The 25,869-nt window shown below is 68.8% G+C and carries 24 protein-coding genes and 1 pseudogene; 10 read left to right on the top strand and 15 right to left on the bottom strand.

The features are described 5' to 3' along the window. Positions 1-7: 7 nt before the first annotated feature. Genes BBK82_RS41400 through BBK82_RS41390 form a run of 3 tightly spaced genes read right to left on the bottom strand, consistent with a single transcriptional unit; the run spans position 8 to position 3,271 of the window. Positions 8-2,227, bottom strand: a complete 2,220-nt coding sequence (locus BBK82_RS41400; protein ID WP_065919793.1) for a glycoside hydrolase domain-containing protein — start codon at positions 2,225-2,227, stop codon at positions 8-10. 3 nt (positions 2,228-2,230) lie between these two features. Then, positions 2,231-2,767: a peptidase inhibitor family I36 protein gene (locus BBK82_RS41395; protein ID WP_065919792.1), complete on the bottom strand. Its 537-nt coding sequence runs from the start codon at positions 2,765-2,767 to the stop codon at positions 2,231-2,233. A gap of 45 nt (positions 2,768-2,812) precedes the next feature. Further along, complete coding sequence (locus tag BBK82_RS41390; RefSeq protein ID WP_065919791.1) at positions 2,813-3,271, bottom strand: hypothetical protein; 459 nt, start codon at positions 3,269-3,271, stop codon at positions 2,813-2,815. Here BBK82_RS41390 and BBK82_RS41385 point away from each other — a divergent pair. Both BBK82_RS41385 and BBK82_RS41380 read left to right on the top strand, forming a co-directional pair. Continuing rightward, a complete protein-coding gene (locus BBK82_RS41385; protein WP_083268549.1) occupies positions 3,195-6,254 on the top strand; it encodes an AfsR/SARP family transcriptional regulator in 3,060 nt (1,019 codons plus the stop codon). The genes BBK82_RS41390 and BBK82_RS41385 overlap by 77 nt on opposite strands. Before the next feature lie 6 nt (positions 6,255-6,260). Next, positions 6,261-6,524, top strand: a complete 264-nt coding sequence (locus BBK82_RS41380; RefSeq protein WP_065919789.1) for a hypothetical protein — start codon at positions 6,261-6,263, stop codon at positions 6,522-6,524. A gap of 339 nt (positions 6,525-6,863) precedes the next feature. On the opposite strand, the gene BBK82_RS41375 is transcribed toward BBK82_RS41380, so the two are convergent. Next, positions 6,864-7,844, bottom strand: a complete 981-nt coding sequence (locus tag BBK82_RS41375; protein WP_237047866.1) for a helix-turn-helix domain-containing protein — start codon at positions 7,842-7,844, stop codon at positions 6,864-6,866. Positions 7,845-8,077: 233 nt separating this feature from the next. Here BBK82_RS41375 and BBK82_RS41370 point away from each other — a divergent pair, with 233 nt between their 5' ends. Next, positions 8,078-8,593 carry a hypothetical protein gene (locus tag BBK82_RS41370; protein ID WP_154697809.1) on the top strand — a complete coding sequence of 172 codons (516 nt, stop codon included), beginning with the start codon at positions 8,078-8,080 and terminating at the stop codon, positions 8,591-8,593. Further along, positions 8,578-9,465, top strand: coding sequence for a hypothetical protein (locus BBK82_RS41365; RefSeq protein WP_065919786.1), 888 nt, complete (start codon positions 8,578-8,580; stop codon positions 9,463-9,465). Before BBK82_RS41370 ends, BBK82_RS41365 begins: the two co-directional genes overlap by 16 nt. A gap of 56 nt (positions 9,466-9,521) precedes the next feature. Here BBK82_RS41365 and BBK82_RS51120 read toward each other — a convergent pair whose 3' ends face one another. Next, the gene (locus tag BBK82_RS51120; protein ID WP_154697808.1) at positions 9,522-9,662 is read right to left on the bottom strand and encodes a hypothetical protein; all 141 of its coding nucleotides are present in this window, start codon (positions 9,660-9,662) and stop codon (positions 9,522-9,524) included. After that, positions 9,662-9,910 carry a hypothetical protein gene (locus BBK82_RS41360; RefSeq protein WP_065919785.1) on the bottom strand — a complete coding sequence of 83 codons (249 nt, stop codon included), beginning with the start codon at positions 9,908-9,910 and terminating at the stop codon, positions 9,662-9,664. The genes BBK82_RS51120 and BBK82_RS41360 overlap by 1 nt, the downstream gene beginning before the upstream one ends. A gap of 186 nt (positions 9,911-10,096) precedes the next feature. Here BBK82_RS41360 and BBK82_RS41355 point away from each other — a divergent pair, with 186 nt between their 5' ends. After that, positions 10,097-10,351, top strand: a complete 255-nt coding sequence (locus BBK82_RS41355) for a hypothetical protein (RefSeq protein ID WP_154697807.1) — start codon at positions 10,097-10,099, stop codon at positions 10,349-10,351. A 781-nt stretch (positions 10,352-11,132) separates the two neighbouring features. Then, the gene (locus BBK82_RS41350) at positions 11,133-11,714 is read left to right on the top strand and encodes a DUF3885 domain-containing protein (protein ID WP_179953733.1); all 582 of its coding nucleotides are present in this window, start codon (positions 11,133-11,135) and stop codon (positions 11,712-11,714) included. On the opposite strand, the gene BBK82_RS41345 is transcribed toward BBK82_RS41350, so the two are convergent. Beyond that, on the bottom strand, positions 11,675-12,451 hold the full coding sequence (locus BBK82_RS41345; protein ID WP_065919783.1) for a DUF5984 family protein: 777 nt from the start codon (positions 12,449-12,451) through the stop codon (positions 11,675-11,677). The two genes, BBK82_RS41350 and BBK82_RS41345, sit on opposite strands and share 40 nt — an antisense overlap. 380 nt (positions 12,452-12,831) lie before the next feature. Between BBK82_RS41345 and fxsT the strand changes: the two genes are divergently transcribed. Both fxsT and BBK82_RS41335 read left to right on the top strand, forming a co-directional pair. Beyond that, a complete protein-coding gene (gene fxsT / locus BBK82_RS41340) occupies positions 12,832-15,366 on the top strand; it encodes an FxSxx-COOH system tetratricopeptide repeat protein (RefSeq protein WP_237047865.1) in 2,535 nt (844 codons plus the stop codon). A 564-nt stretch (positions 15,367-15,930) separates the two neighbouring features. Next, positions 15,931-16,584, top strand: coding sequence for a helix-turn-helix domain-containing protein (locus tag BBK82_RS41335; RefSeq protein ID WP_154697806.1), 654 nt, complete (start codon positions 15,931-15,933; stop codon positions 16,582-16,584). A gap of 13 nt (positions 16,585-16,597) precedes the next feature. On the opposite strand, the gene BBK82_RS41330 is transcribed toward BBK82_RS41335, so the two are convergent. The 6 genes and pseudogenes from BBK82_RS41330 to BBK82_RS41305 all read right to left on the bottom strand — a co-directional run bounded on the left by BBK82_RS41330 (position 16,598) and on the right by BBK82_RS41305 (position 21,623). Continuing rightward, positions 16,598-16,969, bottom strand: coding sequence for a DUF4396 domain-containing protein (locus tag BBK82_RS41330; RefSeq protein WP_065919781.1), 372 nt, complete (start codon positions 16,967-16,969; stop codon positions 16,598-16,600). Between the two features lie 127 nt (positions 16,970-17,096). Further along, complete coding sequence (locus BBK82_RS41325) at positions 17,097-17,867, bottom strand: alpha/beta hydrolase (RefSeq protein ID WP_237047864.1); 771 nt, start codon at positions 17,865-17,867, stop codon at positions 17,097-17,099. 1 nt (position 17,868) lies between these two features. After that, positions 17,869-18,339, bottom strand: a pseudogene (locus BBK82_RS41320) (alpha/beta hydrolase fold domain-containing protein); the annotation flags it as partial. Positions 18,340-18,616: 277 nt separating this feature from the next. Then, complete coding sequence (locus BBK82_RS41315; RefSeq protein ID WP_237047863.1) at positions 18,617-19,627, bottom strand: SDR family oxidoreductase; 1,011 nt, start codon at positions 19,625-19,627, stop codon at positions 18,617-18,619. 116 nt (positions 19,628-19,743) lie between these two features. Then, positions 19,744-20,448 carry a response regulator gene (locus tag BBK82_RS41310; RefSeq protein ID WP_472367731.1) on the bottom strand — a complete coding sequence of 235 codons (705 nt, stop codon included), beginning with the start codon at positions 20,446-20,448 and terminating at the stop codon, positions 19,744-19,746. Further along, positions 20,436-21,623: a sensor histidine kinase gene (locus tag BBK82_RS41305; RefSeq protein ID WP_065919780.1), complete on the bottom strand. Its 1,188-nt coding sequence runs from the start codon at positions 21,621-21,623 to the stop codon at positions 20,436-20,438. Before BBK82_RS41305 ends, BBK82_RS41310 begins: the two co-directional genes overlap by 13 nt. A 170-nt stretch (positions 21,624-21,793) precedes the next feature. Here BBK82_RS41305 and BBK82_RS41300 point away from each other — a divergent pair, with 170 nt between their 5' ends. After that, the gene (locus tag BBK82_RS41300) at positions 21,794-22,501 is read left to right on the top strand and encodes a DUF4386 domain-containing protein (protein ID WP_065919779.1); all 708 of its coding nucleotides are present in this window, start codon (positions 21,794-21,796) and stop codon (positions 22,499-22,501) included. 215 nt (positions 22,502-22,716) lie between these two features. Here the strand turns inward: BBK82_RS41300 and BBK82_RS41295 are convergent, their stop codons facing one another. Beyond that, positions 22,717-23,361: a response regulator gene (locus BBK82_RS41295; protein WP_065919778.1), complete on the bottom strand. Its 645-nt coding sequence runs from the start codon at positions 23,359-23,361 to the stop codon at positions 22,717-22,719. Beyond that, positions 23,361-24,644, bottom strand: a complete 1,284-nt coding sequence (locus tag BBK82_RS41290) for a sensor histidine kinase (RefSeq protein ID WP_065919777.1) — start codon at positions 24,642-24,644, stop codon at positions 23,361-23,363. Before BBK82_RS41290 ends, BBK82_RS41295 begins: the two co-directional genes overlap by 1 nt. A 183-nt stretch (positions 24,645-24,827) precedes the next feature. On the opposite strand from BBK82_RS41290, the gene BBK82_RS41285 reads away from it, so the two are divergent. Then, positions 24,828-25,751, top strand: a complete 924-nt coding sequence (locus BBK82_RS41285) for an ATP-binding cassette domain-containing protein (RefSeq protein WP_065921781.1) — start codon at positions 24,828-24,830, stop codon at positions 25,749-25,751. Positions 25,752-25,869: the final 118 nt, after the last annotated feature.

Raw genomic sequence — 25,869 nt, 5'->3', positions numbered from 1 at the left:
TCCTCTCTCATCTGTGTCGGGCGATGCCGTTGTACTTGTCGAGGACGTGGTAGAGCGCCATGCGCTGGCCGGCGTGCTCCCTCGCTTCGCTGTCCCAGCCTTGGTAGCGCCGCAGGATCTCGAAGATCTCCCACTCCATGTAGTCCAGCGCCATGGGTCGCAGCACCGCTTCGCCTTCGGGTGGGTTCTTCCCACCGGGTTTGCCGTCGACGGCCCACAGGTGCAGCAGCGACACCGTGCGGAGGGCATGCGCCTCGTCGTTCCTGACCTCCTGCCACGCGGCGTAGAGGTGGTCGTCGTTGTCCGGATCCCGGATCACGCCGGTCACGAACTCCCGGTTGATGCAGTGGTTCCACGCCCGCAGGGCCGCCTCACCGAAGATCTGCGCGATGCCGGTCGACGAGTCCCGCTCGCCGACGCCGGTCTTGTGGTAAGCCTCGACCGCCGCGTCCTTGGCGTGGTCCTCGATGCCGATGTGCCGCATCTCCCAGTACGCCGACGCCTGGATCAGCGCCTTGCGCATGTTGTACCGGTTCGACAGCTCGGTGATCAGGGCGTCGTGCGCCCGCACCGTTGTCTGGAGGCACTCCTGGTGCGAATGGGTCCGCACGCCACCGTCGTTGGGAAACCCGATCGACTCCATGTACCTGCCGACGTCGAGCTCGAGGTTCGCGTACAGGTCGGCCGGCAGGAGGGTGTCCGGGACGACGGCCCTCGGCGGGTTGAACGAGCTCTGCCCGACGTCGCGGCCGGAGGCGATGTTGACGTCGATCTCGATCCGGCCCTCGCCGGAGCCGAGCGTCCGCGTGACGATCTGGTCGTACGCCCAGTCCGCCGGCAGCGGATAGCCCAGGTTGCCGGAGAAGCCCGAGGACATGTCCGACACGAAGCTCGCCGAGGAGTGCCCGGCCGACGCGACCCGCGAACACACGTTGCGCGGGCCGTAGATGCCCACCACATAAGGGTTTCCGGCGTCGGCAATGGCGTCGTTGATGCCCTTGAAGTGGGGGAGGATGCTGGCGGTGACCTCCCCGTCGAGCGCGTCGAAGTCGACCGCGAAGAAGATCCGCGTGCCGGTCTTGAAGCCGTGGTCCAGAGCCGCGTTCATCGCCGCGTACCCCGCGGCGCGCCCGGCCGCGTAGTTGAACCCCGACGCGTCCCGCCCGGAGGTTTGGTAGATCGGGAAGCACGCCAGGCCGTTCTCGGCGATGGTGCTCAGCTCGCCCGGCTGGATCGGTTTCTCCGGCAGGAAGGTCTTGCTCAGGGCGGTGAGGTACCGGCCGACGTACTTGACGCCCTGCGCCCGCAAAGTGGCCGCGCGGGCCGCCGTGATCCTGGTGACGCCGTCGCACGCCTCGCCGGTGCGGCTCTGGTCGCCGTAGGACACGAGCAGGGACGCCCAGGTCGGGAAGTCGGCGGTGGCGTTCAGCGTGAGCCGCGCGAACGACTGGAACGCGCCCACCTCGTCGGCGAGCGCCGCGTCGAACGTTCCGGTGAAGCCCACGGGTCGCTTGTTCAACAGCATGGCCGCCGAGAACAGCCACACCCAGATGCCCGTGCTGCCCCGTCCGACCGTCTGCTGCCGCAGACCTGCCTGCGTGCCGGGACCGAACACCCCGTTGGCGGTGCCGTCGGCCATCCCGAGCTCGTACTGGATCGCGTACAGCAGCGACTTGGCCACGTCGCGGGAGTGGTGGCCGTCGCAGGGGACGGCGAAGAAGTCACGCCGGCCGATGTAACGGCCGTTGAGCCACTGCTGGATTTCGCGCACCGTCGCCGAACCCGAGCCGACCACCACGTAGGCGTCCATGTTCAGCAGGCCCTTGAACACCTTCGGCGTGAGGTCGCTGCCGGGGAACGCCGTGGCGAGGCCCATGTCCGCCTTGAGCGCGGTCACGGCCGCCTGCACGCGCGGGCTGTAGGTGCCGCTGATGCCGTCGCCGTCGTAGCCCTTGCAGTACAGCGCCGACTGGATGATGCGGCAGAAGTTGTCCGACGGCACGGTGCCGAAGTTCAGCTTCGGGTACTTCGACGTCAGCGCGGCCAGGGTCGACGGGCCGAAGCTGTTCGACAGCGGCGACAGACCGAGCTCCAGCTGCACCGCGCGGGTGAGCGCGTGCATGACCTCCCACTTGGTGCGGCCGTCCTCCGCGACCGTCATCCCGATCCGGCTGCCGTACGCCACGTTGACGAACTGCTGGGCCCGTCTGACCAACTCGTCGGCCACGGCCTAACCGACCTGGATCTCGTCGGTCTTGTCGTTCCAGCCGAACTCCCGGAAGTCGGAGTAGATCCCGCCGGCGCGCAGGAACGCCTGCTGGTCCGGCAGCGCGGTGCGGTAGTTGACCAGCGTCGCCCCGCCCTGGATGCGGTTCAACGCACCGCTGCTGGCCTGGTCGCGGAACCCCCAGTCCGCGAGCTTCTTCCTACCCGGCTCGTTCCACTGCAGCCGCCTGCCGTTGTGGTTGATGTCGGCCCACAGGCAGACCCACGTGTACTTGCAGTCCTCCACCTTCGCGGCGCCGACCTCACCCGTGGCGGCGGCGAGCTCCTGCGGCGTCCGGAAGCAACGGACGTCGTCGAGGGTGAGCTCGGCGCACACCCGCGCGTCCTCCCAGCTCTCGGCCAGGTTGATGGTCCGCCCCTCGAACGACGCCCGCACCCCCGGCGCCGCCGGGGCCGCGCCGGCCTGGACCGGGACCGCGGCGACGACCCCGACGACGGCGGCGACGGCGACTCCACACCTGAGACTGAACTTCCCGAACACGATCTCTCCTCGCTGACGGTCTGATGTGGTGCGAACCCGCTGCTGTCAGCAGCCCTGACGGCCGCTGCTGATCCCGTGGCGCGCGCCGCCCCAGTCGATGTAGCCGATGGCGGCCACGCAGCGGCTGGCCGTGCCCGTCACACCCCTGGGCCCGGCGTGGTAGCGGTAGTTGCCCAGGTCCGGGGTGGACGAGCGGTCGATCGTGCACGGCCTGCCCTCGCCGCTGGTCTCGACGCATCGGAAGATCCGGACGTAGGTCGGTGCGGCGACCCCGTAGGCCGCACCCCGGTGGTAGAAGCAGGCGCTGTTGGTGCCACCGTCGGAGTTGTTGTAGAAGATCGTCAGCTCGCCGACGCCGCTGATGGTGTCGCTGTAGCTGACGGTTCCCGAGCACGACACCGCCGCGTTCGCGGGTGTCGCCGACACAATGCCCGCGCCCACCACCACGGCGGCCAACGGCAACGCGGTCCACAACGATCGTGCTGCTCTCCCGATGAGACTCATCGCTTCTCCCCTTCGCAACGGTTCTGGGTCCGGTGTGCCGCGAACTGTGCCGGGCGGTGCTGCACCGTCACGGAAATCTCACGGAAAGTCACTGGTCGGCGTACCGTTGGCGGCGGGGAGGGACAGCGGGATGCCAGATCTTCGGTTCGGGGTTCTCGGACCTGTCATCGTGTGGAGGGGATCGGAAGCGGTAGGACTCAGACCGGGAAAGAGCAGTCAGGTTCTCGGACTGTTGTTGTTGCACGCGAACAATCGTGTGGATCGCGACCAGATCATCGAGTGCGCCTGGGGGCCGAAGCCGCCCCGGAGCGCCCTCAACCTCGTGCAGAAGTGCGTCGGCGACCTGCGCCGCTCGCTCGGCGCCGACGGCGGCGTGCTGGAGACGGTGGGCTCCGGGTACCGGCTGCGGGTGGCGCCGGACCAGCTCGACAGCGCCGTGTTCGCGCAGAGCCTGACGCAGGCGAGGACGACCAGGAACGACGGAGACCTCGCCACCGCGTGGGAACGGCTGTCGCAGGCCGTGGCGCTGTGGCGGGGACCAGCGTTCAGCGGAATCGACACACCGGCGGCGGAGACCGAACGCATCCGCCTGGAGGAGTACCGCCTCGCGGCCCTCGAGGACCTGGCCGAGCTGGACCTCCTGCGCGGTGAGCACGGACTGGCCGTCGCCGAGCTGTCGCGGCTCGCGATCGAGCACCCGTACCGGGAGCGGGTCCGCGAACTGCTGATGATCGGGCTGTACCGCGGTGAGCGCCAGGCCGATGCCATCGCCGTGTACGAGGACATCCGCCGGCTGCTCGCCGACGAGCTCGGCGCCAATCCCGGTCATCGCCTTCAACGCGTGCACGCCCAGGTCCTGCGGGCCGACCCGGCGCTCGACCTGGTCAGCGCCATCCGCGAGCCCGAGGCGCACCAGCCGCGCCAACTCCCGCCGGACATCGCCGACTTCACCGGTCAGGAGGCAGCGCTGAGCGCGGTGCACGACCTGCTCACCGGCGGACAGCTGCCGGTGGTGGTCGGCGCCCCCGGCACCGGCAAGTCGATGCTCGCCGTCAGGGCCGCGCACCGCGTGGGTGAGCTCTTCCCGGATGGTCAGCTCTACCTGGACCTGGCGGGGACGTCGGCCGCGCCGAGAGATCCCGCGGCGCTGCTCGCGGAGCTGCTGCGCGCGCTGGGCGTGACTGACGCGGTGATGCCGGACAGCCTGCACGAACGTGCAGGCCTGTACCGCTCCCGGCTCGCCGGACGCCGGGTGCTGCTGCTGCTCGACGACGCCGCCGGGGCGGGGCAGGTGCGGCTGCTGCTGCCGCCGTCGGGTGGGTGCGCTGTGCTCGTGACCAGCAGGCGGTGGCTCCCCGACCTGGAAGGCGCACATCACGTCGAGCTCGACGTCCTGCCTCCCGCCGACGCCCGCACACTGCTGGCACGGGTCGGCGGCGCCCACCGGATCGAACGCGAGCCCGAGGCGTCGGACGCGATCGTCCGCCTGTGCGGGTACCTCCCGCTGGCCATCCGGATCGCGGGGGCGCGGCTCGCCAGCCGCGGCGCGTGGACGTTGGGGGTCCTGCGCGAGCGGCTGGAGGACGAGTCCCGCCGGCTGGCTGAGCTGCGCGTGGGCGACCTCGACGTGCGGGCCAGCTTCCAGCTGAGCGTGCGGCAACTGCCCGAGGCAGCCGGGCGGGCGTTCCGGCTGATGGGCCTGCTCGGTGCCGAGACCCTGCCGGGCTGGGTGGTCGGGCCGCTCATCGGCGAGCACGACGCCGAGGACGTGCTGGACGCCCTCGTGGACGCCAACCTGCTCCGGCTGGTCGACACCGACGCCGCAGGGCAGCCCCGATACCGGCTGCACGACCTGCTGCGCACCTATGCCGCCCGCGCGGCCGCCGACCACTACTCCGAGACCGAACGCCGCGCCGCCGTGCAGCGGTTGCTGGGTGCGTGGCTCGCACTGGCCGAACAGGCACGCGACCTGTTCCACCCCGCCTTGTTCCAGCACACCCCTGGACGATCGGACCGCTGGCAGCCGGGCTACGCGGTGGCCGACCCGGTCTCGTGGTTCGACGTCGAGCGGGCGACGTTGCTGCGCGTCGTGGAGCTCGGCGCCGAGTGGGGACTGGACGAGCTCGTGTGGGAGCTCGCGCTGGCGTTCGTGCCGTACTACGACCACCGCAGCCTCTACCAGGACTGGCGGCGCAGCCACCGGATCGCCCTGGAAAGCACCCGTGCCGCGGGCAACGCGCACGGCCAGGCCGCGCTGCTGCAAGGTGTCGGGCAGGTGCACATCTACCTCGACGAGCTGGACGAGGCGAGAACGGCGCTGGAGGAGTCCCTGCGGCTGTACCGGGATCTCGGCGACCGGCGCGGAGAGGCCCTCGCCCTGGCAGGTCTGTCCACCGTGTGGCGGGTGCTCGAGCGGAACGACCTCGCCCTGCGGTGCGCCGGCGACGCGCTGACCCTGGCCGACCAGGTCGGACTGCCGCCCATGCGGGCCCAGCTGCGCAGCTCGATCGGGTTCATGCGGTTCCAACAGGGCCACGGTTGCCACGCCGGCGCCGTGATCGCCGACGGGCTGCGCATCGCGCGGGAACTCGGCGACCGGCACCGGGAAGCCGTGATCCTGCGGACGATGAGCCAGTACCGCCAGCACTGCGGCGACAACACGGAAGCGCTGCGCTGCCTCGTCCAGTCGCTGACCATCTTCAACGAGATCGGCGACGAGCGCTGCGCCGCCTACGCCGAACAACGCATCGGCAGCGTGTACGCCGAACTCGACGACCTCACCCGAGCAGGCCCCGCACTTGAAACCGCCGCCGGTGTGTTCCGCCGCAACGGCGACCGCCGCAACGAGGCCGAGTGCCTCCAGGTGCTGGGAGAACTGGAACTCCGGCACGGTGCGGCGGATCACGCCGACCGCCACCTCGACCGCGCACGCCACCTCTGGCAGACACTGGAACCGGTGCCGCCCGCACCGGTCACTCGATGAACGCGCGTGAGCCCCGACCAGTGCGTCGAGGCGCACGAGCTTGGCGAGCTGTACGCGGTTCGAGCGCTCGACGTCTCCGAACACGCCCGCGGTGTGGAACGCGGTGCCACGCAGGAACTCAACCTGCTGCTGGCCGGTGATCAGCTGCACCGCGACGTGCTCGGGTTGATCACCGCTGCCGGAGGCGGTGTGACGCTGGACGACCTGGAGCACCTCGCCGGACAGTCGCGGTTCGACATCGAGCCACTGCTCGGGGACGGCCTGCGGTGACCGGAATTTGGCCGCTCACTGGGCCGGCGAGGTGCAAACGCTCATCAGGCAGAGCCCACCGCACCTGGAAAGCACGATGGGCGCGGTCGCGGAGGCGCTGGCCGCCGGTGACGACCACGAACAGGCCGGGACGATCGTGGGCCGGATCAGCAACCGGGTCGCGCGGGCCTGCCGATGTCGACACAGACCACGGCAAGGTGATCGGCCGGATCGATCAGCGTGAGGTGTGATCGAAGCCCGCGGCCACCATCAACCGCTGTACGCGCGCGCTCGGCCTTGTCGCGCTTGGCGAGGACGGCTGGAGCGCCTGCTCGAGCAGGCGCTGCCGACCGGTTGGTCTCACCTCGGGATGCTCGACGGTGGCGCGCTGGTCCGGAACGGTTGATCGCAGTGCTTCCAGTCGCGGAAGTCCTGGTGCCGGCTCCACGCCCGGCGCGCCGCCTGGATGTTCCACTCGGGGTCGTACGCCTGCCGCTGCGTACCGCCCAGCTCCGCGAGCAGCTTGTCGGAGAGCTGGAAGACACCCCAGTTGCGGGTTCCGTTGGTGTTGGTCAGCACGTACAGCGGGTCGAGGTAGGACTGGCAGCGGGCGATGCCGACGGCCCTGTCCGGAACCTCGGGGAAGACCTCACGGATGCGCCGCTCGACCTGCTCGGGGGGCCACGTGGCCATGCTGACCTTCTGGTCGTAGAGCGCGCGTTTGGTGGCTTCGTCGACCACGCCGCGAGGTTGCAGGTCGGCGAGCACCTGGAACGCGGTGACCCGGCGCAGTGTCGCCGGACCGAAGTCACCGTCGACCTCGATCTCGGCCCCGGCACGGGACAGCAGCGCCTGGACCTCGCGCGCGCATTCGTCGTGCTGGCCCATGCTCACGACTGGTGGGCAGGCGGAGGACAACAGCAGCGGGCCGCCCACCGCCGGTGGCCCGGTCTGCCTGCCCGCGCTGAGGAGCGACATGGTCACGCCGCCCACCACGAGAACGAGCGCTGCGACACCGATCACCGCGAGCCGGCGCCGGAGGCGGGAGCGATGCGGTTCCTCCGGGGGTGTGTTCTCCGGGGGCGTGTTCTCTGGCGGCGTGTCGACATCGGGTTCGGGTTGTCCACGCCGCACGGCATCCGCCAGCACCCACAGCCGGTGCAGCTCCCGCAGCTCCTCCTGGGTCGCGCCGCATTCTTTGGCAAATCGCTGAATCGAACCGTAGTCGGTTGGAATTTTCGTGCCGCTGCAATAGCGATGCAGGCTCGAACTGCTGACACCGGTTCGTTTGGCCAAAGACTCGTAACTGCGTTCCGTGCGGTTCTTGAACGTCCGCAGCAATGCGGCGAGTCTTTCCACCTCGGCTGTGTGCATGCAGCCCCCCCGCCTGGTCCTCGTGCATCCCACGCCCATCCCACCAGGTCCTGAGCCTGTGCACCCCAGCGCCTCAGGGCCCGTCCCACCGTCCCAGATTACCGCAGCCCCTTGCTCGCCGACGTTTCTTCACTGAAGTCTCTGCGGTGCGGTCAGTCGACCGGAAGACGATTTCGATCAATCAATTGAGGGTGATCTTCATGAAACTCGCTCCCGTTCTGTTCGGGCGCCAGGCTGTCATCGCGGCGGCCGCAGGAGCACTCCTGCTCGTTGCTCCGCTCGCGGTGAGCGCGGACATCGGTCCGGAACCGGCGGCACCGGAGCCGAGCCGTTCGGCCCAGGCGAGAACGGCGGCGCCGAGCACGGGCCCGGTGGCGGCCGGGGCGAACTGCGCAATCGGCAACCACTGCTTGTTCTGGGGCACCGTGTCCTCGGCGAGGAAGCAGTACTTCGACTCCGTCAACCACTTCAACGGCGACACGTTCTCGGGTGGTGCCGGCGCTGGCTATTCCGTCGACAACAACTCGTTCGCGGCCAGCAACTCCTCCTCCAGCGACCGCGAGAGCCACTGGTACGACGGGCAGTTCCACACCGGTGCCCACTTCTGCGTGAACCCTGGTGCCACCGTGAACTCGCTGTACAACGTCGGGTGGCACGCCAGGATCAGTTCGCTGCGCCTGAGGCCCAGGACTCCTGAGCGATGCCTCAGCAACTGAACCGCGACCAGGTGCGTTCCGGCGGCGTCCTGCCGCCGGAACGGCGGGGCAACCGGATCGCGGCCGCGGTGACCGTCGTTCTGGCCGCGCTCCTGTCCGGCTCGGCGCCGCAGGTCGCGTCCACCGAGCAGGCTGAGACTCGTGCCGTCCCCCCGATGTACCGCCTGATGAACCTCTCCGGTGACCAGGACCGGCGAATCGCCGCGGCACGGGACGCGCTCGTGACCAGCTGTATGGCCGCTCACGGCCAGAGCTACGTCACAGCGACCGAGAACGTCACCGATGAGGAGGCGCTCGCCGCGCTGCGGCCGTTCGGACTGGAGTCGCTCGAGAACCTCACGACCGAACCACTGCCTCCTGAGCCCGCGCAGGACGAGAGGTACGTGCGAGCGTTGTTCGGTGATCCCGGCCAACGTGTGGAGGCGCGGGGCGGAGGACTGGCGATGTCGCTACCTGCCAACGGCTGCGCAGCCGACGCCGAGCACCACCTGCTGGGGAACCAGCGGCTGCGGGCGGTGGAGCTGCGACTGCGGATCTTCGAGGGTGAACGTGAGGCCAGAGAGCAGCTCGACCACGATCCGGCCTTCGTCACCGCCAACGAACGGTGGAGCAGGTGTGTCCACCGATTCGGTGTCGAGGCCCGGACTCCGGGCGAGCTGGTGAACGACCTGCCCGCCGACACCGATCTGGCCACTGACCCGGCGGTGCGCGCGGACGTGCACTGCAAGCGGGAGACCGGCTATCTGGACACGGCTTATGCCCGTCTCGCCGTGCTCCAGCAGGACTGGCTGGACGCCCACGCGGACCTGGTCGCCGAGTGGCTCGACTTGCGGCAACGGCAACACACCGCGGCGCTGGGGGTGCTGCGGTGACCAGACCGACAGGCGCTGCTGGGCGACCGCGCGGGCGAAGCCCTCGATGTTGTCGATCATGATGTGTGGCCGGTGTTCGGCACGGAGACGAGCCGGACACCGGCCGCCGAGAGTTCGTGGGCACCGCTGGGCGGCGCGTCCTCCGGGTACCGCAAGACGCGCGGGATCTCCAGTCCCAGCAACAGTTTCCGCATCATCAGTGCGGGCCGACATCGCGCAGCACGTCGTCGAAGCCGTGGGACAGGAAAGGCGCTTGCGCGGGCTCGCCGGGCAGCCAGGGAAACGGCGATGTGCTGGCAGAAGGCTCCGTCAGCGTCGACGGGATCGACGCACCCAATGTCACGAACACCATCAACAGCCCCAGCCCTGTTGTCAGCGGCACCAAGCCCAGCAGGAACAGCCGGGGATCCCGGTGATCTGGCAGGGACGAGGAGTGCACGTGCACGTCCCCATCAATACCGACTGCACGACGTTGCCGTGGACGTCCCCATGCGTAGTGTTATGTCGGCACCACGCGGCCATGAGATGACAACTAGCTTGCTCATGTGACAGATGAGGCCCTACCACAGAGACCTACGAGAGAGGTGTCGACTTCCTCAGGCGATTGGCGAATCGGTCGCCGTGGTTCAAGGTGGTCGAACGTGACGGCGAGATCGTCATCGTGGAGGGCCGCCTCGACGTCGGCGAAGTGCTCCTGCGAGTTGAACCCGGCGTGCGGGCGGAGCGCGTAGCGGAGTACTTCAACCACATCGGCTACTACCTACTGGTTGATCTCGTCGGTCTGCTTGAGGACGTCTCCGGCACGAAGGCGGAAGGCAAGGCGGTAGAACTGCTGGCGCACATGCACTTGCCGCCAGGAGGCGACGAGCCGATGAGTCAACCTTGATCGGCGCGCGGCTGGCATCGGCAGTAGCAACCGGCTGTTCAGGCGTGGCCGTCCTGCTGTTCGGTCTGTGCCAGGTCTGGTCGTGGTGTGCCGAAGACCAGCTCGTCGTGCCGCTTGTACAGCGGCCTTATCTTGGAGCGCCGTCCCGGGAGCTTCTCACCGCTGATGGAAGGTGCTTTGCACAACCAGCAACGCCCTCCAGGCGCAGGGGACGCGAACCGCTCCGGCCATCGGATCTTCCCTCGAGTGCGGTGTGGGTTGGTCGACAGGGAGATCGTGGCGGCGGTTGGCGAGCCTCGCACGCCAGAAGCGGCGGTGAGCTCGGTCAGTCTGCGTTCGGTGGCGTCGTGCTCGGTGGACTGCTGACGTCGCAAGGCAACGCCGGGGTGATCACGGCGCCGATGGCCAGCCCGTACGTATCGCGTCGAGGCGTTCCTGCGCGGTGCCGGGGCCAGCAGCTTGATCAGCACCGCAACCGCCGTGCTGATCAGCACCGGTACGACGATCACCAGGACCGGCCGCTACCGACTTGCTCCGCCTCGTGGTCCAGTGTCTGACCACCAGCGGCGATGGCCGGTCAGAGGCCTCAACGATCTGCGGTTCATCGCCTGAAATCGGAGCGGGCCACCTCACCTTGGCTATCGGATGGTCCGGCTCCTCGCACCCGCGATCACTCGGCGACAGTGGAAATGGACTGCACGAAGACGACTGCGTGCGTAGACTCAGCAAGCCTCGTCGACTGGATTCGACAAGTCCGCAATCCATTGGAGAAAACAATCACGTGTCTGACGACTTGTCGGTGCTGTGGCAACAGCAGTGGCCCCACTGTCCTCCGCTGGCCGACAACTTGAAGCACGTCTACCGGGACCGGTGGGTGCGCTTCCACAGCCTGCCGGAATCCAAGCGCTATCCCGATGACAGTTCCGAGTACGACATCGTGCTCCACCGCTACAACACGGTCCTGGACGAACTGTTCCGCGGGGAGGAAGTCCGGATCGTCACAGCCACCTGGTCGGACGGCCCCGAGCCTCCGGCGCTGCCCGAGTGTCATTCGCGCTGGCATCCCGGTGCATGTCACTGGACGTCCTTGCGCACCGACGAGGACGAAACAGATCCGGACTTCATCACCTACATCCATCTATACGCAAGCCGCGTGCCCTGGCGACGTGATCTGGTGGACGACTTGCTTCGGGCTGTGGCCGACGACCTCACCGCTGGAGTGATGATCACAAGCCTGACCTTCGACCGGATCCACCACCCGTACGACGGAGGCGCCGACATCCTCCTGCCCACGGCTGTCGACCGCGACGCTGTGAAACACCGTCACACCGACTGGCTCTCACTCCATCCCAGCGGCTTCTGAACGTCCGGGGTCCGCGTCGAGAAGATACGCGCGGCGTCCTCGCGAACGGCTGTCCAATCTGTGGCGGGTACGCGCCGCATGGCGGCCGCCAGGGATCCTGCACGATGCCGGTGTTCGTGGCGGAGTTGCTCGAGGTCGACTCGGATGTCCGCGGCCAGGCCGCCGGCCTCGATGTCGGCGATGCGCTGGTCCATAGCGGCAATCAGTTCTCGGTCGAACTCCTCCACGGCTCGCAGGAACATTTCGGTGGCGACAGTCGCCCGTCCCCGCCTCGGCACGGTGCAATCAAGTCCGCTTCCGCTCCCGGCGCGGTGCCGCCAGTCGACGGTGATCGTGTCCTGGTCGGCGACCGATCGCCACCACAGGATGTACGGGGAGGCGGCGAGGTAACTCGTGTACATGAAATGGCTGCTGTACCAGTCGAGAGCCGTTTCCGCGTCCTCAGCAGCCATTCCGTACCACGCGTCCTGATCACTGGTCATGAGGTGGACGAGATCCGCGGGCACCGGTTCCAGCAGAGCCGGCAGCACTTCCTGGACGTCCTCCCACAAGCGGACGACGTAGTAGTCGACAGGTGAGGGTTGTCCGACATCGGCGTTCGCCGGGTGGTGGAACAACCTGTGCCCGTCCACTTCGATCCAGTACCAGCCGTCCGTCAAAGCGAACCAGTGCAGGGTGCGATCACCCCAGGGCTCCACGTCGGCCAGCGGTCTGAGACGGAATCGAAAACGGATCACGCTCGCAGTGTGCTCACGGGCTTGGGGGCTGTCGAGTACTTTGCCTCTGATGTCCGCTCATACCGCTGATCGTGTGCCAAGAGGAGGCGCGCTCATGCTGATGTGCGGAGTAGCTTCGGATCATGCGGACCATCAGCCAGGGCGAAGCTCAAGCCATGCGGGACGCGCGTTGAAGCAGATCGCCTCGCATGGAAACCCGGCGGTCGTGAGTCCTGTCGCTGCGACGCAGGGTCATGCCGATGAGCGGATGTTGTGGTGCAACGCACCAGACTGTTTCGACGATGTGAGCGTGACGGTGCTCTGAGCGTGGGGGTGTTCGGTTGGGCGGGTCGGCTCGGCGGGTGTTTCTGAGCCATACCTCTGAGCTGCGGAAGTATCCCGTGGGCGGGTCGTTCGTGGATGCGGCGGAGCGGGCTGTGGTGCGGTTGCGGGATGCGCCGGTGGACATGGCGCATTTCGCCGCAGGCGTACAGACCCCCGCGGCGTTGTGTCGGCAGCGGGTTGCCGACTGCGATGTGTACGTGCTGGTGGCGGGGTTCCGGTATGGGTCGCCGGTGGTGGATCGGCCATCGTTGTCGTACACGGAGTTGGAGTTCGAGGCGGCGACGGAGTTGGGAAAGCCGCGGCTGGTGTTCGTGCTGGACGAGGAGGCGGAAGGACCGGGGCCGTTGTTCCGGGACCCGGAGTACGGGGACCGTCAGGAGGCGTTTCGGCGGCGACTGCTACTCGACAGCGGCCTCACGGTGAAGATCGTGAAAACCCCGGCGGAGCTGGATACCGCTGTCGTGCACGCACTGACCGAACTGCACGCTCCCACGCCGCCGGACACGGCAGTCCTCCCGAATGTCGCGGGCATTGACGCGGGCGCGGCTGCGGGTGGTGTCCGGGTGTGGAAGGTGCCCGCTCGGGTCCAGGGTTTCACCGGCCGCGAGGGGATGCTGACGGAGTTGGCGGACGCCTTCGCCGAAGGCCCGGTGGTGGTGCGGGCGATCGAGGGCATGGGCGGTGTGGGCAAGAGCAGCACGGTGATCGAGTACGCCCACCGGCACACCACCGACTACGACGTGGTGTGGTGGATCGCCGCCGAGAATTCTGACCTGATCGCTCAGCAGCTCGCCGAACTCGGCCAAGCATTGCGCGTGACCGAGCCGGGCGAGCCGGTGGCCGCGGTCGTGCCGCGGGTATGGGGGGCGTTACAGGAGCGGGAGCGTGTGCTCGTGGTGTTCGACAACGCCGAGCATCCCCACACCCTCGCCCCGTACCTGCCGGGCGGACGAGTGCGGGTGCTGATCACCTCCCGCTTTCCGTTCTGGACGGGGGTGGCGGCGCCGGTGTCGATCGACGTGTTCACCCCGCAGGAGTCCTCCCGGTTCCTGGCCGCCAAGGCGCCCCGTCTGACCGCTGGTGAGATCACCGAGGTCGCCGAGAGGCTGGGGCATCTGCCCTCGGCGTTGGACCAGGCCGCGGCCTTGCTCTGCGACGGCACCTTCACCCCTGCCGGCTACCTGGAGCTGCTCGATTCGCGGGGTCGCGAGCTGCTGCAACGCGGCGTCACCGTCGCCGCCGCAGGCGACGCACCGATACCGGTGGCGGCATCGTGGATGGTGGCCTTCGACGCGCTGCAGTCGCATGATCTCGCAGCTCTGCAGCTGCTCACCTTGCTGGCCTGGCTGGCCCCCGAGCCCGTACCGCTCACGTTGATCACCGGGCACCCCGACCTGCTTCCCGAACCGCTCGCCAGGACCGTCGCCGACCCGCTGGCCGTGGCCGACAGCATGCGGCTGTTGCGTGAACGCGCTCTCATACGGGTCGAGGCCGACAGCCTGCTGCTGCACCGCATCCCCGCCGCACTGCTCCGCACAATCCCCACCGGCACCCTGCCCACCGCAACCACGATCGACGGGCCAGTCACTGCGGCGTTGCTGCTGCATCGCGGCCGGCCCGAGGATCCGTGGGACAACCCCGCAGTGTGGCCGCAGTGGCAGCGACTGCTGCCCCACCTGCTCATCGCCACCGCACTCGACCGACACGATCTCCTCACCACCCATCACGACACCCTTGTCGATTTGCTCGACAGCGTCTCTGCCTACCTGCACACCAGTGGGCAACCCCGCCACGCGCTTTCCCACGCCCAGCACGCCCATCGGCTTGCCCACAACCACCACGGACCCGACCACACCATCACCCTCGACGCCAGCACGCGCCTGGCCATCCGCCTGTCGGCGTTGGGTGAGTACCAAGCCGCGCGCGAACTCGCCGAAGACACCCTCACCCGACGCCGCCGCGTCCAAGGCGACGACCACCCCGACACCCTCAACTCCGCCAGCAACCTCGCCATCGATCTGTCGGAGGTGGGCGAGCACCAAGCCGCACGCCAACTCGACGAAGACACCCTCACCCGACGCCGCCGCGTCCTCGGCGACGACCACCCCGACACCCTCAACTCCGCCAACAATCTCGCCGTCGACCTGTCGGAGTTGGGTGAGTACCAAGCCGCGCGTGAACTCGCCGAGGACACCCTCACCCGACGCCGCCGCGTCCTCGGCGACGACCACCCCGACACCCTCAACTCCGCCAGCAACCTCGCCGTCGACCTGTCGGAGTTGGGTGAGCACCAAGCCGCGCGTGAACTCGCCGAAGACACCCTCACCCGCTACCGCCGCGTCCTCGGCGACGACCACCCCGACACCCTCAACTCCGCCAGCAACCTCGCCATCCGCCTGAGGGAGTTGGGTGAGTACCAAGCCGCACGCGAACTCGCCGAGGACACCCTCACCCGACGCCGCCGCGTCCTCGGCGACGACCACCCCAACACCCTGCGCACAGCACGCAACCTCGTTGCAATCCTGCGCGAACTCAACCAAGCCGACCAAGCCGACGCTCTCGAGACATGGATCGACAATGCCAACCTTTGACCATACGAGCTAAGCGAGCGCATAAGCACCGCGGTAGGACTTGTTTGTGTTGGCACGAACATCCGCTCATCGCCGCTGGAACCGGGGGCGAGGTTCTGATAGCGCCACACGGCCGGGCCCCGTCATACGGATATCCCACCTGCGAGGCAGCTCGCCCATGCGCTGGCCGTTGCCCGTCAACACAGCGGAGCCTGCGTGAAGATTGCGCCCGCCGATTCTTGTAGCCTCTGCCGCAGGTCAGCGAGTTGCGCAGTGGGTGGTGGGTCGTCATGTTGCTGTTAGACACCCCGGCTTTGCCCCCTCGTGACCGGGTGGAGGCGTTCCGGGAGGCGCTGGTCAACGGCGCCACTGGTAACCGCGTCATCCACGAGGAGCCGCCGGAGGGCCTGTACGGTCGCATGGAGGGAGCTCAGGTCGGCGGTCTTACGGTGTTCACCTCACACAACACGGGTTTCCGCCTGGTGCGCACCGCGCGTCACGTGCGGCAGGAGAGCCGTCCGCTCATCGCCATCGCCATCCAAACCCCTGGGCGAGGGCCGGTTCGCACTGGGTGACGAACAGCAGGTGGTCGGAACCGCGGACTTGTTGCTCAACGATCAGACGCGGCCGCACGACTACAGCTGGTCGGGTATAGGCGCCTCGAAGTCCGTCATCTTCACCCATGACCAGCTCGGGTTGTCCGCGGAGACGATCCACGCTGCCACGTTCCGGCTGCGCGCCAGTCCTCTGCACGATCTGGTGCACCGCCACCTGACCGCGTTGCACGCCGACGCCGATCGGCTTGCGCTGGACCCCGGCGCGCCCGCTCTGGCCAACGCCACGCTGGAGCTGGTCCGCGCGCTGTTCGTCTCCGCAGCGGGCGGGCGCGAGGCCGCCCGGCCGGTGCTGGCCGACACCCTGCTCACCCGCGTGCTGGCCTACGCCCGCGAGCACTTGGCCGACCCGGACCTGGGCGCCCGTCGCTTGGCCCACGTTGACCACGTGTCCGTGCGGCACCTCTACCAGGTGTGCGAACGTGCCGGCATCAGCCTGGAACAGTGGATCATCACCCAACGGCTCGAAGGTGCGCGCACCACACTCGCCTCTCCCGACAGCGCGTACCTGACCATCGAAGCCGTCACGCGCCGGTGGGGATTCACCCAGCCCACCCACTTCAGCCGCCGTTTCCGCGCGGCGTTCGGCACCACCCCGCGCGAATGGCGAGACCGACACCGGTAACAGACACTCACTTTCAGTGGTGGGCAGTGTGCGGGACGACGGCATGGCCGCGCCCTTTGGCGATGAGCCAGCGGTTGACGGGCACGGTGACGATGAAGGCGATGGCGAGGGAGCCGGCGAGGGAGAGCCAGAACATGGCGCTGGTGACGCCGGCGTCCATGGCGCCGGGGATGGAGAGAAGGGCGAGGTTGTCGACCAGTTCCATGACGGCGATGGACAGGGTGTCGGCGACGAGGGCGATGGTGGCGGCGTTGGTGAACCCGGCTGCGGTGCCGATGGTCATGCCCAGGACTTCGCCGATGGCGCAGCCGGTGAGGCAGTGGGCGGTGGCGCTGATCGCAGTGCTCCACCCGGTGTGGGCCGCCGGGTGCGTGTGCTGGTCCATGGCAGGGCCTTTCGGTCGCGGCCGGCCGGCATCCGGTCTGGACGCCGGCCGGTCTGTGGGTGTCAGCGGAAGCGCTGGATGAAGGTGAGGGCGGTGTCGCAGACCTCGCGCCAGCCGCTGTCGATGGTCAGCGAGTGGCCGCGGCCGGGATCTCGACGATCTCGGTGGTGTGCGGGTTGTTCTTGTGCTGCTTGTAGGAGGCGTTGGCGATGGCCCACGGCACGGTGTGGTCCTTCTCGCCGGAGATGATCAGCAGCGGGCCGCGGTCCGGGTGGTCGGTGTCGACCTTGACCTCCGTCCACGGCTTCAGGTTCGCCGCGGCGGCCTGGAACAGCGGCTCGCCCGGCGCCGGAACGGCGAACGTGTCGTAGAGTTCGCGGGCCTCGTCCTCGCTGACGGCGTTGGCGAACGAGTACCGGAACTGGTCGTAGGTCAGCGGGACGGCGCGGTGGTAGTTGGCCGGGTTGCCCAGCACGGCGCTGGCGGCGCGCAGCGAGGAGATCGGCAGTGGCAGCACGCCGCGGAACGGTGCGGGGTCGATCGCCACGGACACGGTGGACAGCCCGCGCCCGGCGGTGATCTGGGTGATGAGCCCGCCGAACGAGTGGCCGACGACGGCGGGTTTGCGTTCGAGCTTGCCGATCAGCTGGCAGAAGTGGTCGGCGACCTGGCCGACGCTCTTGCCCGCGAACACCTCCGGGTGCGCATTGGCCTCGGCGACGGTGTCGGGGTCGTCGGGCCAGCCGGGCACGACCGGTGCGTAGCCGGCGGCGGAGAACACCTCGGCCCACCGCTGCCAGCTGCTGGGCAGCAGCCACAGGCCGTGGATGAACACCACCGGCGGTCTGCCGCTGGCGTTGGCTGCTTCGACCTGTTCGAGGTCACTGTGGACGGTCATGTCAGGCTCCCTGTCGCAGTGCCGCGCGCAGGAACACGACGGCCTGGGTGATCGCCACTTCGGCGGCGTGGGTCTCGCGCAGCGCGTTGAGCATCACGAAGTCGTGGATGACGCCCTGGTAGCGCACCGCGGTCACCGGCACGCCGGCCTCGCGCAGCTTGTTGGCGTAGGCCTCGCCCTCGTCGCGCAGCGGGGAAGCGGTGATCTCGGCGCGTTGCGCCTCGTCGGTCGTGTACTGGTCCCAGAACCACTGCATGGCGTCGCGGCGCAGGAAGTAGCCCTCGGCGAACTCGTGGTACGACGCGGTGTCGAACGCCGCGTCGGTCACCGGGTAGAACAACACCTGGGCCAGCAGCGGCAGGTCACCGCGCTGCTTGGCGGTCAGGGTCAACGAGGCGGCCATGTTTCCGCCGACGGAGTCGCCGGCCACGGCGATGCGGGAGGCGTTCAGGCCGTGCTCGGCACCGTGCTCAACATCGCTGCCGGTCGTGCCCATCTCGACAGTGCGATGCGGTGTAAGGCGCCGGAGGAACACACGCCCGCGCTGTTCGCGAAAGTCAGGCTGGGGTTGAGGGGCATCACCGGGCAGAGGGCTGGGCCGGGACCAGTCGGTGCGGTGGGCCTGGTTGGCGTCGGCGACGTTTCCAGCGACCGGCCTGTCACCCTTCGCGTCGAGAATGTTGCCCCTCTCGTGGCGGGGAGCCGGTACCAGGCTGAGCAGCCGTTGACGCACGGGTGGCTCATCTCCGTCAGCACGAGCGCACCGCCTTCACCGGATACGGGTTGCCGCCAGGTGATCGTTCCCGTGTCGCCGCACAGGTCACAGCGAGGTTCGGGCTGCTGCGGGCGGACCCGTCCAGGTCGTGCCGTTCGACCTCACCGCGGAACGTGCCGGCGGGCAGTGCGGTCAGGCGGCGAAGTCGTCGGCGTGGTCCTCCGCCCACTCCACGAACGTCCGGGCCGGTCGGCCGAGGACGCGTTGCACGTCGTCCGTCGCGCGCTCCGGGCGCTCGGCCAGCGTCGCCCAGTGGGCCAGCGCGGCGTCGGCGTAGTCCGCCGAGCACCGCGGCGTACGCGCGGCGGGCCGCCTCGGGGGACTGCTCGCGCACCGTGAGCTCGCGTCCGATGGCCGAGCCGATCGCCGCCACCTGCTCGCGTTGGGTCAGCACCTGCGGCCCGGTGACCGGGAACGCGCTGTCCGCGAGCGCCGGGTCGAGCAACGCGCGCACCGCGACATCGGCGATGTCGCGTTCGTGCACGAGCGACCTGGCGGCGTCGGGGAATGGGAGCTCGACGACGTCGCCGTGCCGGATCTGCTCTGCCCACTCAAGGGTGTTGGCCGCGAAGCCGCCCGCGCGCAGGAACGTCCACGAGGTTCCAGACACCGCGACGAGATCCTCGACGTCTGCCCAAACGCCTGGCATCGGGCCGTCGTCGCGCTGCAGGCGCGCGGCGGAGAGGTGGACGAGGTGGCGTACGTGGCGGGCGAGCGCTTCGACGGTCTGCGCGGCGCCGTCTGCGGAGAAGCCGGGCCAGAGCAGGAACGCGGCATCGGTGCCGCGCGCCGCCGCGTCCACGGTGGCCGGGACGTGGAGGTCTCCGGCAACGACCTCGACGCCGCCGGGAAGCCGGGCGGTTGCGGGGTCGCGGACGAGAGCTCGCACGCGCACGCCGGCCTGGAGCAGACCGGCGACGACATGGCGGCCAACCTTGCCGGAGGCGCCGGTGACGAGGATGGTGCGATCGGAATCAGAAGGCATGACCGCGACGCTAAGACCTCAACCTAGGTTAAGGTCAAGGTCGGTGCAGCGAGCCCTGTCAACGAGCTGCTCGCAGCCGATCAAGTCCGTTCAACACACTGACAACCACCGATCGTTCACGTCGTGTCACGCGTGGGAGCACGGTTCCAAGACCCAGACACCGGTTCGGCATCGTGTACGCACCTGGCCACCTGAACGCGGTTGGTGACTTCCAGCTTCGCGAACACGCTCCCGACATGCGTTTTGACGGTGGCCAAGCCGAGATGCAGCGATTCGGCGATCTCGGCGTTGGACAACCCCTCGGCGACCGCGGTGGCGACCTCGCGTTCGCGGTCGGTCAGCCGGGCGAGCATCGCGTGGGCCGTGCGTTGCCGGGAGCCGTCCTCCCGCCTGGTGGCCACGGCGATGAGCCGGCTGGTGACGCTCGGCGACAACATCGGTTCACCGAGCGCGACGCGGCGTACGGCGGCGACGATGTCGGCGGGCCTGGTGTCCTTCAACAAGAATCCCACCGCTCCCTCGCGCAGTGCGGTGAACACCAGCTCATCGGTGTCGAACGTGGTCAGGACGACGATTCGGGCCGACGATCCCCGGTCGCGGAGCTGGCGAGTGGCGACCAAGCCGTCCATCCGAGGCATCCGGATGTCCATCAGCACGACGTCCGGTCGTTCGCGCACGATCACGTCGATCGCGTCCCGCCCGTCGGTGGCCTCGCCGACCACGTCGATGTCGTCGGCGCCGCCCAGGATCATCCGAAGACCTGCTCGCACCAACGGGTCGTCGTCGACGAGGACCAGCCGGACCACGTTCAGCTCTGCCACGGCAACCTCGCGATCACGCCGAACGAACCGTCCGGTCCTGGTCCGTGGGTGAAGGTTCCGCCTATGAGCTCAGCGCGCTCCGCGAGCCCCAGCAGCCCGACTCCCGGCACCGCCGCGCCCGCCCGGTCGTTCAGCGAGTTGCGGATCTCGACTTCGAGCACACCTCCGGCAGTACCGGTGAGCCGTACGACGACAGGCTCACCGGGCGCGTGCCTCCGGGCGTTGGTCAGGGCTTCCTGGACGATCCGGAAAGCGGTGCGTGACACAGGTTCCGCGAACCGGTGCACGAGCAAGTCTCCGCCTTCGAACCGAACCTCGGAACCGGACTCCCGCGCGTCGGCGAGCAGCGCGGGCAACTGCACGAGCGTCGGCTGCGAACCTTCGGAGGACATGCCCGTGGATTCGTCTGCCCGCAGGACGCCCAGCACCTCCCGGAGCTCGGCCAGAGCGAGTCGGGCGTTCTCCTGGATGGTCTGCGCTGCCTCGACAGTCTGTCCGCGGTCGAGGTCGTCGCGGTAGGTGAGTGCCCCGGCATGCAGTGCCACCATGGAGATGCGGTGGGCCAGCACGTCGTGCATCTCCCGGGCGATGCGGTTGCGCTCCGCGTCGCGGGCGGCCTTCGCGGTCAGCGCCTGCTCCCGTTCGGCGGTGAGGGCGCGTTCGCTCAGCGAGTCGACCAGCTCGCGGCGGCCGGCGACGTAGTACCCGGTGGCCACGGCGGCGGCGAAGAAGGCCCCACCGAGCAGGACGCCGCTCGCCGAGTCGAAGCCACTGCCCTCGGTGAGCTGGAAACGAGGCCGGTACAGGAACTCGGACACGATCGAGCCCGCGAGGAACACGGTCGCGACGACCGCGATCGGCACCCGTTGCCGCCGCGTGGCCAGCGAGGCGACGGTCAGCGCGGTCGATCCCGTGCTCGTCACCGACACGGCGCAGGCAGCGCTCGTCAGGCATGCGACGACCACGGAATGACGCCGCCGCAGCGGGAGGAGCGCGAGCGTCACCGCGCCGAACGCGAGGTCGAGCACCAGCACCGCGCCGACGACGTCCTGCTGTGCCGCGGTCAGCGGCTCGGACAGCACCACCGCGGCCTGTGCGCACCACGCCACCACGCCGACGGCGGCCGCGAGCAGGTAGCGCCAGACGCGGGACCACGAACGCAGCAGTTCCGGCATGACCGAAGCCTAGAGGGCGCGAGGTACGTCGCAGACCCGTCGCAAGGCTCGACCGCCTCCACCTCTGGGTGGAGACGACCGAGCCTTCGCGGGGAGGTGGCCGCGGTTCCGACAGGACAGCGTTGGTGTCGTCATCCACCACCACCGTTGTTGCGCAACAAGGAGAAGTCATGACCAAGCCCACGACACTGGCGAGAACGGCCGGTCTGCTGTACCTGGTACTCGTCGTCCTCGGCACATGGGCGGAACTGGTGGTGCGCGACAACGTGCACGTGCCCGGCGATCCCGCTACCACCGCAGTCAACATCGTCGCCCATGAAGCGCTCTTCCGCTGGGGTCTCGCGGCCGACGTGCTGATGGCGGTGGTCTTCGTCCTGCTCGGACTCGCTCTGCACCGCCTGCTGCACCACGTGGACGAACGCGCCGCGACGGCGCTCTTGGTCTTCGTGTCGGTCGGCGCGGGCTCCATCCTGCTCAACCTCGCGTTCCACGTCGGGGCACTTCGAGTCGCCACCGATCCCGCCTACGCTGACAGCATCGCGTTGCTGCTGCTCGACCTGCACGGGTACGGGTACACCCTCGGCGGTGTGTTCTTCGGCCTGTGGCTGCTGCCAATGGGCTATCTCGCCCTGCGCTCCGCCCTGTTCCCGAGGCTGCTGGGTGTGCTGCTCGTCGTCGGCGGCTTCGCGTGGATCGCCGATCCGGTGATCGCATTCGCCTTGCCTGGCGCACCCGGCCTCGTCCGCGACCTCGTGTCGGCTCCCACATCGTTGGCGGAGTTCGGCCTGATGCTCTACCTGCTCATCCGAGGAGTCCGACCTCCGGTGCCGGCCGGTTCTGAAAGCAGTTCCCCCGTCGAGTCGTCTGAAGGCCGCTGAACGGTCTGCTCCTGTCTCAGTTCGTGATGGCCACGTGATCGGCTGAAGCCCTTCTGAGGTACGGCGAGAGCACGGCGGTCGGATGCACCGCCGAGCACTCGTTGTGCGGTGACCAGCTTCTCGGTCGTTCGCGCGCCGCCGCTCCAGTTCGTCTGCGACTTCGAGAACCGTTACGTCCGCCGTGCTGGCCAGCTGGCGCCAGCCTGTGGAGCTGCTCAGGTCAGTCCGGCCTCGTGGGCGAGGATGGCGGCCTGGACCCGGTTGCGCACGTCGAGTTTGTCCAGGATGGAACTGACGTGGGCCTTGACCGTGCCCTCGACGATGTAGAGGGTGTGGGCGATTTCGGCATTGGAATGCCCGGCGCCAAGTAGTGCGAGGACATCGCGTTCGCGTTCGGTCAGTTTGTCCATCCGCAGCCGTGCTTGTGTTGCCATGACGCCCACGTCGCGATACCTGCGGATGACGCGGTGAGCGACGGTCGGCGACAGGAACGCCGCTCCGTCCGCGACGGCGTGCACAGCGGTGATCAGCTCACGCGGGTCGGACGCCTTGAGCAGGAACCCGGCCGCGCCGCCGCCGAGCGCGTGCGCGATGTAGTCCTCCTGGCCGAACGTCGTGAGCATGATGACGCTCGTCGCCGGTGCCACCGCGGCGATCTCGTCTGCCGCGGCGAGGCCGTCGAGTCCCGGCATCCGGATGTCCAGCAGCGCCACGTGCGGGCGGTGGACACGCACCAGCTCGACGGCCTGGTACCCGTCGGTGGCCTCGACGACGACGTCGATCCCGTCGTCGGTGGCCAGGATCGCTCGGACCCCGCCGCGGACCATGGCCTCGTCATCAGCCACCAGTACCTGGATCACTACGCCCTCTCCAGCCGGTCCTTGGAGACCAGCACGTCATCGGCGAAACAGAGCTCATAGACGTCCGAGCCGACATCCAGCAGGCTGTCACCGACCTGGTAGTAGACGCAGTTCGCGCCGGCCGGTCGCGGCGGCGTGGCGATCACCTTCGGCGCCCGGCCGATGTCGTGCGGCGGCAGCAGCCGCTCGACGTCCGCGCGTGGCTGGCCGGGCCGCAGCTTCCCGTACCGGTCGTCCGCGAGCCCGGACCGCGCGACACTGAACGCCTGCACCACGATGAGCGCTGCGATCAGGGTGAGCCCACCGCCAAGCGGCAGCGCGGCGGCCTGCAGCAGCCGGCGCCGGGTCTGCCGCCTGCTGACCCCGAGCTCGAACGCGGGCCGCTGCGGCGGAGCGCCCGCGAGTACGCCATCGGGTAGTACCGCGGTCACCGCCCAGCCGCCGTCTGGCCGTACGCCCGCTATCAGACTGCCACCGGCCAGCCGGACCCGTTCGTCCAGCCCGATCAGCCCTTGCCCGCTTCCCGTGCTGGCAGCCGGTTGCGCCACCGCGTCGTTCACAACCTCGATTCGGGTACGGGCGAGCGTGACGGTCACCGACGCACCTGGCGCGTGCCTGGCGGCGTTGGTCAGCGATTCCTGGACGACGCGGTGGGCCGCCTGGCTCACCATGGGCGACCACACGGGGACCGGGCCGCTGTGCCGGAGCCGCACCCGCAAGCCCGCTGCGGTGGCCCGCCGAACCAGGTCGTCGATGCTCTCGTCCGCCGGCCGCAGGTCGGTTGCCGCGTCCGCGCTGCCGAGCACCTGGACGATCTCGTGCAGCCGGTTGGTGGCGCGGACCGCGCTTGCCCGCAGCTCAGCGGCGGTCTGGCGCTGCTCGTCGGTGACGTCGGCCGCGAGCTCCAGCGCGCCGCTGTGCAGCGCGAGCAGAGCCAGCTCGTGCCCGAGGGAGTCGTGCATGTCCTGCGCGATCCGGGCCCGTTCGCGAAGCCGCGCCTGCTCGGCGACGATGCCTCGTTCGCGCTCCCGCTGCTCGGCGTGCAGGCGCTGGAAGCGACCGAACCACCACGGCAGCACGGAGACGGTGAACTCGACGAACGCCACCGAAAGCCACTCCGGGACCGGGTCGGATGAGCGCCAGAACGCCAACGCGAGGCCGGTGGACGTCACAGCGGCGAACACCCACACCGCGAGCGCGAGCGACGCCATCTGCCGGCCGGCCAGCCAGGCCAGCGCGGCCATCGGCAACGACAACCAGCCGCCGCCATCGAACATCAACATCTGTGAGAGGGACAGCCCGGCCGACAGGAGCAGAAGCAGCGCCCATGCCAGATCTGCGCGTCGGTTTCGCACCCGGCTCACGATACAAACCCCGGCGGTCGCCGTGCCTCTGCCGAAAGTCAGGGTGCCGGCCTGACGGAAGAGCAATGCCCCGGCCCGGTCCGCTTTCCTAACGTGGACGCCGTGATCACGGCCAAGGCACTGCACAAGAGTTACGGCGACAAGGTCGCTGTGGACGATCTGTCCTTCGAGGTGCGTCCCGGCATGGTGACGGGCTTCCTCGGCCCGAACGGAGCAGGTAAGTCGACCACCATGCGGCTCATGCTCGATCTCGATCACGGCGGCGGCGAAACCCTGTTCGACGGTCGCCGCTTCAGCGCCATCCGGCACCCCATGCGTGAGATCGGCGCGGTGCTCGAAGCCAAGGCGTTCCACCCGACCCGGTCGGCGCGTGATCACCTGCGAATGCTTGCCGCGGGCAGTGGTATTCGCGCGGCTCGGGCCGACGAGGTGCTCGAGTTCGTCGGCCTGGCCGAGGTGAAGCGCAAGAAGCCCAAGGACTTCTCGCTCGGCATGGCGCAACGACTCGGACTGGCCCAAGCCTTGCTGGGCGACCCGCCGACGCTCATCCTCGACGAGCCGGCCAACGGCCTGGATCCGCACGGCATCCACTGGCTGCGCGACGTGCTCTCCTCGCTGGCCGCCGAGGGCCGCACCATCTTCGTCTCCAGTCACCTGCTGTCGGAGATGTCGCTGATGGCCGACGAGCTCGTGGTCATCGGCCGCGGCACGATGATCTACAACGGCGATGTCCAGGGCTTCGTCCGCCAGTTCACCCAGTCGACGGTCCTGGTCCGCAGCTCGCAAGCCGACCGGCTCGCGGCCGTGTTGCGCGAAGTCGACGGAGTCGCCGTCGAGGCCCGTCCTGGCGACGTGCTCCGGGTATCCGGTGTGGACGTGGACGCGGTTGGCGAACTGGCTTTCCACAACAACATCATGGTGCGGGAGCTGACCACTCAGACCGCCTCGCTGGAGACGGCTTTCATCACCGCCACCGCGGCTGCTGAGGAGTACGTGGCACACCAGCTCACCGGAGGTGCCGCGTGAGCGACGCGCTGCGTTTCGAATGGGTGCGGATCCGAACCCTCCGCTCCACCTACTGGCTCATCGCCTCGGCTGTGTTCCTCAACATCGCTGTCGCGCTCGCGGTCGCTCTCCTCACCCG

The organism is Lentzea guizhouensis (assembly GCF_001701025.1).
In the GTDB taxonomy this organism is placed as follows: Bacteria; Actinomycetota; Actinomycetes; order Mycobacteriales; family Pseudonocardiaceae; genus Lentzea; species Lentzea guizhouensis.
This window is presented reverse-complemented; position numbering and strand designations above follow the sequence as displayed.